This window comes from Microbacterium oryzae (genome assembly GCF_030406385.1).
GTDB classification, from domain to species: Bacteria; Actinomycetota; Actinomycetes; order Actinomycetales; family Microbacteriaceae; genus Microbacterium; species Microbacterium oryzae_A.
Genome location: NZ_JAUEPM010000009.1, coordinates 81,925 through 94,477, shown reverse-complemented (window position 1 = coordinate 94,477; position 12,553 = coordinate 81,925). Strand labels below are relative to the sequence as shown.

Annotated in this window: 11 protein-coding genes and 2 pseudogenes; 10 read left to right on the top strand and 3 right to left on the bottom strand. The window is 72.2% G+C overall.

The genetic code is table 11. The features are described from left to right. Nucleotides 1–127 (bottom strand): annotated as a pseudogene (locus QWJ90_RS13135) (pseudouridine synthase); the annotation flags it as partial. A 4-nt stretch (nt 128–131) separates the two neighbouring features. On the opposite strand from QWJ90_RS13135, the pseudogene infB reads away from it, so the two are divergent. Next, a pseudogene (infB, locus tag QWJ90_RS13130) lies at nt 132–2,507 on the top strand (translation initiation factor IF-2); the annotation flags it as partial. A gap of 73 nt (nt 2,508–2,580) precedes the next feature. Continuing rightward, the gene (gene rbfA, locus QWJ90_RS13125) at nt 2,581–3,018 is read left to right on the top strand and encodes a 30S ribosome-binding factor RbfA (RefSeq protein WP_156241839.1); all 438 of its coding nucleotides are present in this window, start codon (nt 2,581–2,583) and stop codon (nt 3,016–3,018) included. 3 nt (nt 3,019–3,021) lie between these two features. Here rbfA and QWJ90_RS13120 read toward each other — a convergent pair whose 3' ends face one another. Further along, the gene (locus QWJ90_RS13120) at nt 3,022–3,888 is read right to left on the bottom strand and encodes an A/G-specific adenine glycosylase (protein ID WP_290108303.1); all 867 of its coding nucleotides are present in this window, start codon (nt 3,886–3,888) and stop codon (nt 3,022–3,024) included. 148 nt (nt 3,889–4,036) lie between these two features. Here QWJ90_RS13120 and QWJ90_RS13115 point away from each other — a divergent pair, with 148 nt between their 5' ends. The 5 genes from QWJ90_RS13115 (at nt 4,037) to QWJ90_RS13095 (ending at nt 7,481) form a co-directional block, all read left to right on the top strand. Continuing rightward, complete coding sequence (locus QWJ90_RS13115; RefSeq protein ID WP_290108302.1) at nt 4,037–4,699, top strand: hypothetical protein; 663 nt, start codon at nt 4,037–4,039, stop codon at nt 4,697–4,699. A gap of 50 nt (nt 4,700–4,749) precedes the next feature. Then, on the top strand, nt 4,750–5,667 hold the full coding sequence (truB, locus tag QWJ90_RS13110) for a tRNA pseudouridine(55) synthase TruB (RefSeq protein ID WP_290108301.1): 918 nt from the start codon (nt 4,750–4,752) through the stop codon (nt 5,665–5,667). Next, nucleotides 5,664–6,032 (top strand): hypothetical protein, encoded by a 369-nt coding sequence (locus tag QWJ90_RS13105; RefSeq protein ID WP_290108300.1) that lies wholly within the window; start codon nt 5,664–5,666, stop codon nt 6,030–6,032. The genes truB and QWJ90_RS13105 overlap by 4 nt, the downstream gene beginning before the upstream one ends. A 73-nt stretch (nt 6,033–6,105) precedes the next feature. Further along, nucleotides 6,106–6,543: a hypothetical protein gene (locus QWJ90_RS13100; RefSeq protein ID WP_290108299.1), complete on the top strand. Its 438-nt coding sequence runs from the start codon at nt 6,106–6,108 to the stop codon at nt 6,541–6,543. Further along, complete coding sequence (locus QWJ90_RS13095) at nt 6,540–7,481, top strand: bifunctional riboflavin kinase/FAD synthetase (protein ID WP_290108298.1); 942 nt, start codon at nt 6,540–6,542, stop codon at nt 7,479–7,481. The genes QWJ90_RS13100 and QWJ90_RS13095 overlap by 4 nt, the downstream gene beginning before the upstream one ends. Before the next feature lies 1 nt (nt 7,482). On the opposite strand, the gene deoC is transcribed toward QWJ90_RS13095, so the two are convergent. Beyond that, nucleotides 7,483–8,202, bottom strand: coding sequence for a deoxyribose-phosphate aldolase (gene deoC, locus QWJ90_RS13090; RefSeq protein ID WP_290108297.1), 720 nt, complete (start codon nt 8,200–8,202; stop codon nt 7,483–7,485). Nucleotides 8,203–8,372: 170 nt separating this feature from the next. On the opposite strand from deoC, the gene QWJ90_RS13085 reads away from it, so the two are divergent. The 3 genes from QWJ90_RS13085 to QWJ90_RS13075 all read left to right on the top strand — a co-directional run bounded on the left by QWJ90_RS13085 (nt 8,373) and on the right by QWJ90_RS13075 (nt 12,477). Continuing rightward, nucleotides 8,373–8,969, top strand: a complete 597-nt coding sequence (locus QWJ90_RS13085; protein ID WP_290108296.1) for a hypothetical protein — start codon at nt 8,373–8,375, stop codon at nt 8,967–8,969. Between the two features lie 256 nt (nt 8,970–9,225). After that, a complete protein-coding gene (locus QWJ90_RS13080; protein ID WP_290108295.1) occupies nt 9,226–11,382 on the top strand; it encodes a DEAD/DEAH box helicase in 2,157 nt (718 codons plus the stop codon). A gap of 66 nt (nt 11,383–11,448) precedes the next feature. Then, on the top strand, nt 11,449–12,477 hold the full coding sequence (locus tag QWJ90_RS13075) for a 6-phosphofructokinase (RefSeq protein ID WP_290108294.1): 1,029 nt from the start codon (nt 11,449–11,451) through the stop codon (nt 12,475–12,477). Nucleotides 12,478–12,553 lie beyond the last annotated feature (76 nt).

Genomic DNA, 12,553 nt, shown 5'->3' with positions numbered 1-12,553 from the left:
CCATGTGCACGCGGATCTGATGCGTGCGGCCGGTCTCGAGATGGATCTCGAGGAGCGACGCCCCGCGGAACGCCTCGATGGTCTCGTAGTGCGTCACGGAATCCTTGCCGTCGGGGACGACGGCGAAGCCGGCGTCCGACGCCGCGACGCCCGGCGCTCCCACGCCCGGCCCGCGTCCCGGCGGCCCGCGGCCCGGCAACAACCCGTTCTCCTCTGCGCAGGGCATGGGGAAGCGTCCCGCCGCTGGCGGCCCCCGCCCCGGCAACAACCCCTTCGCCTCCGCGCAGGGCATGGGCCAGCGTCCGACGCCCGGCAACATCCCGCGCCCCCCGAAGCCGCAGGCTCCGCGTCCGGGCGCTCCGCGCCCCGGCGGCGCGGCTCGTCCCGGTCGTCCCGGTGGCGGCGCCGGTCGTCCCGGCGCTCCGTTCCAGCAGCGTCCGGGCGGACCCGGTCGTCCCGGCGGTCCCGGTGCCGGCGGTGGCTTCCGCCCCGGTGGCGGCGCTCCCGGCGGCGGCTTCGCCGGTCGTCCCGGCCCTGGCGGCCGCGGTCGCGGCGGCACCGCCGGCGCGTTCGGCAAGGGCGGCGGCAAGTCCAAGCAGCGCAAGTCGCGTCGCGCCAAGCGTCAAGAGTTCGAGATGCGGGAGGCGCCGATCGTCGGTGGCGTCAAGGTCCCCCGCGGTGACGGCAACACCATCATCCGGATGCGCCGCGGCGCATCGATCTCGGACTTCGCCGACAAGATCGAGTCGATCACCGGCATGAGCGTGCAGCCGGGCAACCTCGTCACGGTGCTGTTCCACCTCGGTGAGATGGCGACGGCGACGGAGTCGCTCGACGAGGCCACGTTCGACGTGCTCGGCTCCGAGCTCGGCTACAAGATCCAGATCGTCTCGCCCGAGGACGAGGACAAGGAGCTCCTCGAGGGCTTCGGTCTCGACCTCGAGCGCGAGGAGCTGGAGGAGGACGACGAGAACCTCGAGATCCGTCCCCCCGTGGTCACGGTCATGGGTCACGTCGACCACGGAAAGACGCGGCTGCTCGACGCCATCCGCAAGACGAACGTCGTCGCGGGCGAGGCCGGCGGCATCACGCAGCACATCGGCGCCTACCAGGTGTGGACCGAGCACGAGGGCTTCGAGCGCGCGATCACCTTCATCGACACCCCCGGTCACGAGGCCTTCACGGCCATGCGTGCCCGCGGTGCCGAGGTGACCGACATCGCGATCCTCGTGGTCGCGGCCGACGACGGCATCATGCCGCAGACGGTCGAGGCTCTGAATCACGCGCAGGCGGCCGGCGTGCCGATCGTCGTCGCGGTCAACAAGATCGACAAGCCCGAGGCGAACCCCGCCAAGGTGCGTCAGCAGCTGACCGAGTACGGGCTCGTGGCCGAGGAGTACGGCGGAGACGTCATGTTCGTCGACGTGTCGGCTCGTCAGGACATCGGCATCCAGGACCTCCTGGACGCGGTGCTCCTCACCGCCGACGCGGGTCTCGACCTGCGTGCGAACCCCAGCAAGGCCGCGCGCGGCGTCGCGATCGAGGCGAGGCTCGACAAGGGCCGCGGCTCGGTGGCCACCGTGCTCGTGCAGACCGGAACGCTCCGCGTGGGCGACCCGATCGTCGCAGGAACGGCTTACGGCCGCGTCCGCGCGATGATCGACGAGAACGGCGAGGCCGTCGCCGAAGCCGCTCCGTCGCGTCCCGTCCAGGTGCAGGGTCTCAGCTCGGTTCCCCGAGCCGGCGACACCTTCATCGTCACGGACGACGACCGCATGGCGCGTCAGATCGCCGAGAAGCGCGAGGCCGTCGAGCGCAACGCCCAGCTGGCCAAGGCTCGCAAGCGCATGTCGCTCGAGGAGTTCACGCGTGCTCTCGAAGAGGGCAAGGTCGAGTCGCTCAACCTCATCATCAAGGGCGACGTCGCGGGTGCCGTGGAGGCGCTCGAGGAGTCGCTCCTCAAGATCGAGGTCGACGAGAGCGTCCAGCTGCGCATCATCCACCGCGGTGTGGGTGCGGTCACGGAGTCCGACGTCAACCTGGCCACGATCGACAACGCGATCGTGATCGGCTTCAACGTCCGTCCCGATGCCAAGGCCCGTGAGGCCGCGGCTCGCGAGGGCGTGGACGTTCGGTTCTACTCGGTCATCTACAACGCGATCGACGATGTCGAGCAGTCCCTCAAGGGCATGCTCAAGCCGGAGTACGAGGAGGTCCAGTCGGGCGTCGCGGAGATCCGCGAGGTCTTCCGCTCCTCCAAGTTCGGCAACATCGCCGGTGTCATCGTCCGCTCGGGCACGATCACGCGCAACGCGAAGGCGCGCGTCATCCGCGAGGGCGTCGTTCTCGCCGACGGCCTGGCGATCGAGTCGCTGCGCCGGTTCAAGGACGACGTCACCGAGGTCCGCACGGACTTCGAGGCGGGAATCGGCCTGGGCAAGTTCAACGACATCCGGATCGGCGACGAGATCGAGACGACCGAGATGGTCGAGAAGCCGCGCGGCTGACGCGGATCTCCCCCCTGGCCCTGCCGGGCGGCTTCGGCCGCTCGGCAGGGCCGTCTCATCCAAGGAGGACAAGATGGCAGGACAGGAACGTCAGGCACGACTCGCGGATCGCATCCGCGTCATCCTCGCCGAGCGCCTCGAGAAGGGCCTGCGCGATCCGCGCCTGGGCTTCGTGACGATCACGGATGTGCGGGTGTCGGGTGACCTGCAGCACGCCTCCGTCTTCTACACGGTGTACGGCTCCGACGAGGAGCGCGCGGGAAGCGGCGCCGCGCTGAAGGCCGCGACGGGCATGCTCCGCAGCGAGGTCGGACGCCAGCTGAACACACGGCTCACCCCGTCGCTGGAGTTCATCCCCGACGCTCTTCCCGAGACCGCCGACCACCTCACCGCGCTGCTGCGCGAGGCGCGCGAGCGCGATGAGGCCGTCGCGGGGCTCGCCGCCGGCGCCCAGTGGGCGGCGGGAGAGGACCCCTACGTCAAGCCGCGTGAAGCGGACGACGAGGACTGATTCTCATCGCGGCAGACGCAGCGTCTCGCCGTCGGCCTCGATGAGGCCGTCGGACAGCAGCGAGAGGATGGCCCGGTCGCGCTGAGCGCGGTCGGGCCATTCTGCGATCACCGCGTCCTGCAGGGCAGGCGCCGGATCGCTCGCGCGCAGCTGTCGGAGGACCGCGCCGCGCGCCTGGCGGTCGCTGCCCTCGTAGCGGGCCTGCCGACGGCGAGTGTCCTCGGTCGCCGGGCGCCCCGCCGCGAACCACGCGCAGGCGACGCGCACCGGGCACTCGTCGCACCGCGGCGCGCGCGCCGTGCAGATCACCTGGCCGAGCTCCATGGTCGCGGCGTTCATGGCCGCGGCGTCGGCGACGTCATCCGGCAGGAGCGCCGCCATCGCGGCGAGGTCGCGCCGGTGCGGGGCCCCCGGTTGTGCGTGGCCGTCGACCACTCGCGCGATGACGCGTCGCGTGTTCGTGTCCACCACGGGGTGATGGTCGCCGTAGGCGAACACCGCCACGGCGCGGGCGGTGTAGTCGCCGATGCCGGTCAGCGCCAGGAGCGCGTCGACGTCGCGCGGGACGACGCCCGCATGGCGGTCGCGGATCTCCACGGCCGCGCGGTGCAGCCAGAGGGCACGACGCGGATACCCGAGGTTCGCCCACTGCCGCACGGCCTCGGCCGGCGGGTCGGCGGCGAGCGCCGCCGGCGTGGGCCAGCGCGCGAGCCACGCCTCGAGATGGGGGATCACCCGGGCGACCGGCGTCTGCTGCAGCATGAACTCGCTGACGAGCGTGCCCCACGCCCCGTACCCCGGCCGTCGCCACGGCAGATCGCGCGCGTGGGCGCGGAACCACGGCACGAGCGTGTCGGCGAGGGCGGGCATCGCCTCAGCCTAAGCCGCGGTCGCCGGCTCGTCCTCAGGCTCCTCGGGGGCGAGCGCGACCGAAGCGTTATCGGACGGCGTCCTAACCGTTACCGGATGGGCCGATCGTGCCGTTAGCGTCGATGAGGGCCTGTCGAGAGGAGCACGGATGGCGCGCATCACCGCCGCAGTCGTGGTTGCCGCGACGCTGGTGGTCGCCGCCGTCGGGTGCGCCACCGCATACCAGCAGGCCGCGCCCGTCGACGACAGCGCCGTCGCCTCGCAGGCGTCATCCGCTCCGGCGCCGAGCGCCTCGCCCACCGCATCGCAGACGCCGGCCGCCCCGGGTCGCGGCGCCGAGGACCCGTGGAACCCCGCGACCTGGGAGATCGAGCCGCACGAGCTCGGCCCCATCTCCATCGGCGACGACTTCGACGCCACCGTGGCCGCGCTGCCCGGAGACTGGGTCAACGACCGCCGCTGCGCCTGGGTCTCGTACTGGAGCGCGCCCGACGGGGCCTACCTCGTCTCCTTCCAGCGCGCGCCCGGCGCCGCCGGCTCCGTGACGGGCGCGGCCGTCGAATCACTCGCACGGCGGTCGGGCGCCGGGCCGCGCACCGCCGACGGCCTGGGGATCGGCGCCTCGCGCGCCGAGGTCCAGGCCGTCCACGAAGACGCACAGGACGTGGAGGCAGCAGACGGCCGGACCTTCCTCCGCGTGCCCGGGGACCACGACACAGCACTGTTCTTCGAGTACGTCGACGGCGAGGACGGCGCGCGCTCGGTCGCCATCACGTCGGGGGAGCCGCCCGTCCAGGACGCGTGCGCCTGACCCGCTGGCGCCCGACCCGCGCCCCGAAAGGGGGAAGATAATCTGGGGGGATGGCGTCACGCGTTCCCACTGCCGGAGGCATCCTGCTCGTCGACAAGCCGGGAGGGCTCACCAGTCACGACGTGGTCGCGCGAGCACGCCGCGCGCTCGGCACCCGCAAGATCGGCCACGCGGGCACCCTCGACCCCATGGCGACCGGGCTGCTCGTCCTCGGGGTGGAGGGGTCGACGCGGCTGCTGACCTACCTCGTCGGCCTCGGCAAGACCTACACCGCGACCATCCGCCTCGGCCAGACCACCACCACCGACGACGCCGAGGGCGACACGGTCGCGCAGGCGTCGCCGGAGCAGCTGGCCACCGTGTCCGACGACGCCATCGCCGGCGGCGTCGCCGCGCTCACCGGAGACATCTCGCAGGTGCCGAGCGCCGTGTCGGCCATCAAGGTCGACGGACGCCGCGCGTACGACCGCGTGCGCGCAGGGGAGGAGGTCGAGCTCGCCGCGCGGGCGGTGACCATCTCGCGCTTCGCCGTCACGGCCATCCGGCGCGGCGCCGACGGCGTAGACCTCGACGTCGAGGTCGACTGCTCCTCGGGCACCTACATCCGCGCCCTCGCCCGCGACCTCGGCGCCGGGCTCGGCGTCGGCGGGCACCTCACCGCCCTGCGGCGCACGCACGTCGGACCGTTCGACGTCGTGGACGGCGCTTCGCTCGAAGCCCTCGCCGACGCGGCGCTCCTGCCGCCCGCTGAGGTGGCCACTCGAGTGCTGGGCCGCTTCGACGCCACCGCCGACGAGGCGCGCGATCTGCGCCACGGCAAGCGCCTCGCCGGCGCCGCCGGACGCGTGCGCGGCGAGCGGGCGGCGGCGGTCCATCCCGACGGCCGGCTCATCGGGATCGTGGAGAAGCGCGGCGACGCGGTCAAGAGCGTCATGAACATGCCCGAGGTCTCGGGAGACGCCGAGTGATCGCCGGGTTCACCACCGCCCAGGTCGTCGTCGCAGCCCTCGCGGGCGTGCTGTGCATCGCGCTGGGTCTCGCCGGCCGACGTCCCAGCGACCTCTCGGTGGGCGCGCTCGCCCTGGTGCAGGTGCTGCTCATCGCCCAGATCGTCGTGGCGATCGTGGCGCCCTTCGTCGGGAACCCCCCGACGGGCGACCTCCTGGAGTTCTGGACCTACCTCGTCTCCGCCGCGCTCCTGCCGATCGCCGGCATCGTCTGGGCGTTCGTGGACCGGTCGCGGTGGAGTGTCGTGGTCATGGGCGTCCTCGGTCTCGCCGTCGCGGTGATGGTCTACCGGATGCATGTGATCTGGACCATCCAGATCGCGTGACCACGGCCATCCGCCGGGGCGCGTCCGACTCGTGCGCGTCCGCGCTCGGCCGCCCGCCTAAAATGGATGCGTTATGACTGAGCCCGCGTCAGCCCGCCGGATCACCGGCGCCGGCATCGTCCTCGTGTTCGTGTACGGCGTGATGGCGCTCGCGGCCACGGGGCGCTCCTTCGTGCAGATCGTGCGCGAGTTCGACGACGCGCCCCTGGCGTACGGCCTGTCGGCCGCGGCCGCCGTCGTGTACATCCTCGCCACGCTCGCGCTGATGTTCTCGCGCAGTCGCGCCTGGTACCGGATGGCCTGGGTCGCGGTGATCTTCGAGCTGGTCGGCGTGCTCGTGGTCGGGACGCTCAGCATCGTCCTGCCCGAGCTCTTCCAGCACCCGACGGTGTGGTCGCTGTACGGCAGCGGCTACGTGTGGATCCCCCTCGTCCTGCCGTTCTGCGGCATCTGGTGGCTGCGCACGCATCGTCCGGCACCCGTGCCCGAGCTCGCGGCGGCCGCGCGATGATGCTCTTCCGCGACGCGCGGCATGTGCCGTCCGACCTGGGGCCGTCGGTCGTCGCGATCGGGAAGTTCGACGGGCTGCACGCGGGACACCGCGCCCTCGTGGCGCGCATGCTCGACGACGCGCGCGCCATCGGGGCGCGGTCGGTCGCGGTCACGTTCGACCGCAACCCGCTCGCCCTGATCGCGCCGTCGCGCTGTCCGCGTCCGCTCGTCGGGGTGGAGCAGAAGATCGACCTGCTCGCCGACACCGGCATCGACGCGACCCTGCTGCTGGCCTTCGATGAGGAGCTGGCGGCCGAGGACGCGGAGGCGTTCGTCGAGCGCGTGCTCGTCGGCGCGCTGCGGGCGCGGCGCGTGCTCGTCGGCCGCGACTTCCGGTTCGGGCGCGGGGGAGCGGGCGACGCGGCCCTCCTCGAGCGCATGGGCGCTGTGCACGGCTTCTCCGTCGAGGTGATGCCCGACGTCGCGAGCGAAGGGGATGGGCGGCGGGTCTCGTCCTCGTGGATCCGGGAGCTGCTCGACGCCGGCGACGTGGAGCGGGCGGCGACGCTCCTCGGCCGCCCGCACGCGGTGCGCGGCGAGATCGTGCACGGTCTGAAGCGCGGGCGCGAGCTCGGGTTCCCCACCGCCAACCTCTCGCAGGACGCGGAGGGCTTCATTCCCGGTGACGGCGTGTATGCGGGATGGCTGGTCGTCGACGAGACCTCGTATCCGGCCGCGATCTCGGTCGGCAGCAACCCCACCTTCGACGACGTGAACCGACGGCAGGTGGAGGCGTACGTGCTCGACGAGCACGACCTCGATCTCTACGGACGTCGCGCGGAGGTGCGCTTCGTCACGCGCATCCGCGGCATGGTCGCGTTCGAGGGCGTCGAGAAGCTCATCATGCAGATGACGGAGGACGTCGTGCGCACGCGCGACGTCCTCCGCATCGGCTGAGTCAGTACGAGCTGGAATCCTCGACGGCCGAAGCCCGGTCGCCGGCGGCGCGCGCCCGCAGCTCGCCCAGGATGGTCGCGCTCGCGCTGGTTCCGAGACGCGTCGCGCCCGCTTCGAGCATGGCGACGGCGGCGTCGAGGCCGCGGACGCCGCCGGAGGCCTTCACCTGCACGGCCGACGACACGCTCTCTCGCATGAGGGTGACGTGCTCGACGGTCGCACCGCCGCCGGCGAACCCGGTGGACGTCTTCACGAAGGTGGCGCCGCCGGCCTCGACGAGCCGGCTGCCCCGCGCGATCTGCTCGTCGCCGAGGAGACTGGTCTCCAGGATGACCTTGGTCACGAGGCCCTCGGCAGCCGCGACGACCTCGCGGATGTCGGCCAGGACGCGCTCATCCTCGCCGCCGCGGAGAGCGCCGATGTGCACCACCATGTCGAACTCCGTCGCGCCGTCTGCACGAGCCTGGCGCAGCTCGGCGACCTTGGTCGCCGTGGAGGTGGTGCCGTGCGGGAACCCGATGACGGTCCCGACCGCGACCGACGTGCCGGCCAGGCGGCGGGCAGCATAGGCGATGTCGGAGGGGCGCACGCAGACGCTGAAGACGCCCCACTCGGCGGCGATGTCGAGCTCTCGGTCGACGTCGGCCTGTGTGAAGTCGGGCTTGAGGATCGCGTGGTCGATGGTGGCGGCGACGGCCGCCTCGGTGAGCTCGATGGCCATGCCCCCAGCCTAGTGGCGGGGCGTCGGCCGACCTCGATGCGGGCGGCGGCCATCCGACGGCGAACGGGCGACCGCCATCCGATGGTGCACCGGTCGCGGCCACGACGCGATCGGGTCACGATCCGCGGGGGCGGCGACCGCGCGCGCCGCCCTGGGCTAGCGTCGACGCCATGAAGCGCTGCGCTCTCGCCCCTCTCGTTGTCGCGGGAGTCCTCCTCGCCCTCACCGGATGCGCGGGCGGCGAGTCGGGCTCCGCGCCCTCCCAGCCCACGGGCGGCGCGACGCCGTCGGCCACGCCGACCGCGACCGCGACGCCCGAGGGGTTCGCGGTGCCGGGGTCCTGCGACGGGGTGTGGTCGGCCGAAGCGCTCGCCATCCTCAGCGAGGAGGTCGGGCCGCTCAACGACCAGGGGCTGACGATGCTCTCGACCGAGGTCGTGCCCGCGCTCGAGGTGCTCGATGCGGCCGAGCCCCTGCGATGCACCTGGGGGACCGCCGGCGAGGTCGGGATCGCGACCACCGTGGCGGCCGTCGACGACGCGCAGATCGAGACGCTTCGCTCTGCGCTGGTCGAAGGCGGCCTCACCTGCGAGGACCGCGACGCGGTCGCGCGGTGCGAGCGCGAGCAGGAGTCGAGCGGACCGGAGCAGGGCGCCTGGGGCGAGGTGCACGTGCTGGGCGATGGCGGCTGGGTCGCCACGCACTGGCTCAACGCCGACTTCGAACCGCAGTACACCGACGACATCGTCGCGACCCTCTGGGGCTGAGCGCGACGCCCCGACGGGCGCTGCTCCCGGCGCGGAGGCCGATGCCGTAGAATGCCCGTGAGGCTTCCGCTCATCCGTTCGACGCGACAGCGCCGGAGGAGCGGGCCGCGTCACCGGGCGCCGGGTTTTCGCGCGCTGCCCGGTCGCCGCCCGTCCACAGCGACGGCCGGCGCCGCCGCAGTTCGGCGGCGCGCGACGCACGCACGACTTCGACCGGTCGCATCAGCGGCGGCCGGAAGCGACGCTCAGGAGGAGCATGCCGACCACGGCACCCGCGCGACAGCGCAAGAAGTCCTCGTCCGCACGACGCGACGACGAGGCCCCCGTCATCCCGATCCTCGCCCGCAAGGTGCGCGAGATCGAGGCCAAGGCCCAGCGCAACAAGCTCGGGCCGACCAACCGCGTGAAGTTCCAGGTGATCGCGTTCCTCGTCCGAGAGGAGCGCGCCCGCGTGAAGGCCGACGAGTCCATCTCCGACTCGGCCCGCGCGGAGCTGCTGAAGCGCCTCGACGGGGTGGCGACCATCCTCGCCAAGACCGCAGCCCGCGACACGTCGCTCATCCAGCTGCTGGAGGCCGATCACGCGACGTCGCCGGTCGCCCGTCGCATGCGCCGGGACTGGCTGCTCGAGGCCGGCGCCGAGCTGCCGCCGGAGGAGCTCATCATCGCCGACGACAAGCCCGTCGCCCCGGCGGCTGCCGCGCTGCCGCCGGTGGTCTCCGAGCGTGCGGTCACGCCGCCGCAGATCGAGGCCCGCCGCGAGGCGAATCCGTTCCTCGCGCCCGACTTCTCGCGCGTCGACTCGGGGGAGACCCCGCGGCGCCGGCTGGACGGCTGGGAGCTCATGGGCCCCCTCTACAAGGCGTTCGAGCTCGGCGCCGGCGGACGCGCGGCGACCATGCCGCTGCCGCCCGTGCCCGAGTTCGACCGGCTGTCGCCCAAGGGCCTCGAGGTCATGCCGCACCAGTCGCGGTTCCTCGAGGCGGTGCGCGAGGGCCACCGCTCCTTCCTCCTCGCCGACGAGCCCGGCCTCGGCAAGACCGCGGAGTCGGTGCTGGCCGCCTCCGTCGCCGACGCGTACCCGCTCGTGGTCGTCGTGCCGAACGTCGTGAAGATGAACTGGGCGCGCGAGGTCGAGCGCTGGACGCCGCAGCGCCGCGCCACCGTCATCAACGGCGACGGGCAGGACCTCGACGCGTTCGCCGACGTGTTCATCGTCAACTACGAGATCCTCGACCGGCACCTCGGATGGCTCGCCGGCCTGGGCCTGCGCGGAATGGTCGTCGACGAGGCCCACTTCATCAAGAACCTGACCTCGCAGCGATCCCAGAACGTGCTCGCCCTCGCTCAGAGCATCCGCGAGACGGCGCCCGGCGGCCATCCGCTGCTGCTGGCGCTGACGGGAACCCCGCTCATCAACGACGTCGAGGACTTCGACGCGATCTGGCGCTTCCTCGGCTGGACCAACGGCGAGAAGCCGGGCCCCGAGCTGATGGAGAAGCTCGATGCGACGGGCCTGACGCCCGCCGACAAGGCCTTCTACCCGGAGGCCCGCGACGCGGTGATCTCGATGGGCATCGTGCGCCGCCGCAAGAAGGACGTCGCGGCCGACCTGCCCGACAAGCTCATCGCCGACCTGCCCGTGCAGCTGGACGACGAGTACGGGCGCAGCATCCGCGCCGCCGAGCGCGAGCTCGGCCAGCGCCTCGCCGCCCGATACCGCCGCATCATCGAGGCGCGCGGCGACCGCGGCCTCGCAGCGGGCGAGATCGACGACGACATCGTGCGACTGGTCGCCCAGAGCGAGCTCGAGGAATCGAAGTCGGCCGGCGACGGCGGCGACAATGTCTTCGCGATGGTGCGCCGGATCGGGCAGGCGAAGGCGCTCCTCGCCGCGGACTACGCCGCCCAGCTGCAGCGCTCGGTGGGCAAGGTCGTCTTCTTCGCCAAGCACATCGACGTCATGGACCAGGCCGAGGCGCACTTCGCAGCGGCAGGGATCAAGGCCGTCTCCGTGCGCGGCGAGCAGAGCGGCACAGTGCGCCAGGCCGCGATCGACGCGTTCAACAACGACCCCGAGGTCGGCATCGCGGTGTGCTCGCTCACGGCAGCCGGGGTCGGCGTGAACATGCAGGTCGCCTCGAACGTCGTGCTCGCCGAGCTCAGCTGGACCGCCGCCGAGCAGACGCAGGCGATCGACCGCGTGCACCGCATCGGCCAGGACGAGCCCGTCACCGCGTGGCGGATCATCGCCGCGCACACGATCGACAGCAAGGTCGCCGAGCTCATCGACCGCAAGCAGGGCCTCGCGGGGCGCGCGCTCGACGGCGAGGCGTACGACGAGACGTCGAGTGACTCGGTGCAGATGGCCGCCCTCATGCACCTGCTGCGGCAGGCGCTGGGGGCCGCCTAGGCCATCCGCCGCGGGGCGTTCGGGAGTGGCGAAATCGATGCTCCCGAATGCCCTAGCGTTGATGTCATGAAGATCGGCGTTCTGACGAGTGGTGGCGACTGCCCCGGCCTCAATGCAGTCATCCGCGGCGCGGTGCTCAAGGGCACCGAGGCCTACGACATGGAGTTCGTGGGCATCCGGGACGGGTGGAAGGGCCTCGTGGAGGCGGACTTCTTCCCGCTGACGCGTCGCGACGTGAAGGGCCTGTCGAAGGTGGGCGGCACCATCCTCGGCACCAGCCGCACCAACCCCTATGAGGGCGTTCGCGGCGGCGCGGAGAACATCGCCAAGACGCTGTACGGGCACAAGCTCGACGGCATCATCGCGATCGGCGGCGAGGGCACCCTCGCGGCCGCCCAGCGGCTGAACAACGACGGCATCCCCGTGCTCGGCGTGCCGAAGACCATCGACAACGACCTGCGCGCGACGGACTACTCGTTCGGGTTCGACACGGCCGTGAACATCGCCACCGACGCGATGGACCGGCTGCGGACCACGGGCGACTCGCACCAGCGCTGCATGGTGGCCGAGGTCATGGGCCGGCACGTCGGCTGGATCGCGCTGCACTCCGGCATGGCCGCGGGCGCGCACATCATCTGCATCCCCGAGGTGCCGCTGTCACTCGAGGAGATCACCGAGCACGTGCTCGCGGCCGCAGAGCGCGGTCGTGCGCCTCTCGTCGTGGTGGCGGAGGGCTTCAAGCTCAAGGGGCAGGACGAGGCCTACAGCGACAAGGGCCTCGACGCCTTCAACCGCCCCCGACTGGGCGGCATCAGCGAGGTCCTCGCTCCGCTCATCGAGCAGGCCACGGGCATCGAGACCCGCTCGACGGTGCTCGGCCACATCCAGCGCGGCGGTGCGCCCTCGGGCTTCGACCGCGTGCTGGCGACGCGTCTCGGCCTCCACGCAGCGGACGCCGTCGTCGACGGCGCGTGGGGGCAGATGGTGGCCATGCAGGGCACCGAGATCGTGCGCGTACCGTTCTCCGAGGCGCTCGGCGAGCTGCACTCCGTGCCGCTCTCCCGCTACGAGGAGGCTGCGGCCCTCTTCGGCTGAGCCCGGAGAGCGGGGGCGGCCGGGGTCCCGGTGGCTCCCCGTGTCTCACTTGGCGCGGCTATTCGGCTGTGATTCC

Bases quoted from the DNA above. Each gene is read 5' to 3' on its own strand.
- rbfA (WP_156241839.1), top strand. From the start codon at position 2,581: ATGGCAGGACAGGAACGTCAGGCACGACTCGCGGATCGCATCCGCGTC.
- QWJ90_RS13120 (WP_290108303.1), bottom strand. From the start codon at position 3,888: ATGCCCGCCCTCGCCGACACGCTCGTGCCGTGGTTCCGCGCCCACGCG.
- QWJ90_RS13115 (WP_290108302.1), top strand. From the start codon at position 4,037: ATGGCGCGCATCACCGCCGCAGTCGTGGTTGCCGCGACGCTGGTGGTC.
- truB (WP_290108301.1), top strand. From the start codon at position 4,750: ATGGCGTCACGCGTTCCCACTGCCGGAGGCATCCTGCTCGTCGACAAG.
- QWJ90_RS13100 (WP_290108299.1), top strand. From the start codon at position 6,106: ATGACTGAGCCCGCGTCAGCCCGCCGGATCACCGGCGCCGGCATCGTC.
- QWJ90_RS13095 (WP_290108298.1), top strand. From the start codon at position 6,540: ATGATGCTCTTCCGCGACGCGCGGCATGTGCCGTCCGACCTGGGGCCG.
- deoC (WP_290108297.1), bottom strand. From the start codon at position 8,202: ATGGCCATCGAGCTCACCGAGGCGGCCGTCGCCGCCACCATCGACCAC.
- QWJ90_RS13085 (WP_290108296.1), top strand. From the start codon at position 8,373: ATGAAGCGCTGCGCTCTCGCCCCTCTCGTTGTCGCGGGAGTCCTCCTC.
- QWJ90_RS13080 (WP_290108295.1), top strand. From the start codon at position 9,226: ATGCCGACCACGGCACCCGCGCGACAGCGCAAGAAGTCCTCGTCCGCA.
- QWJ90_RS13075 (WP_290108294.1), top strand. From the start codon at position 11,449: ATGAAGATCGGCGTTCTGACGAGTGGTGGCGACTGCCCCGGCCTCAAT.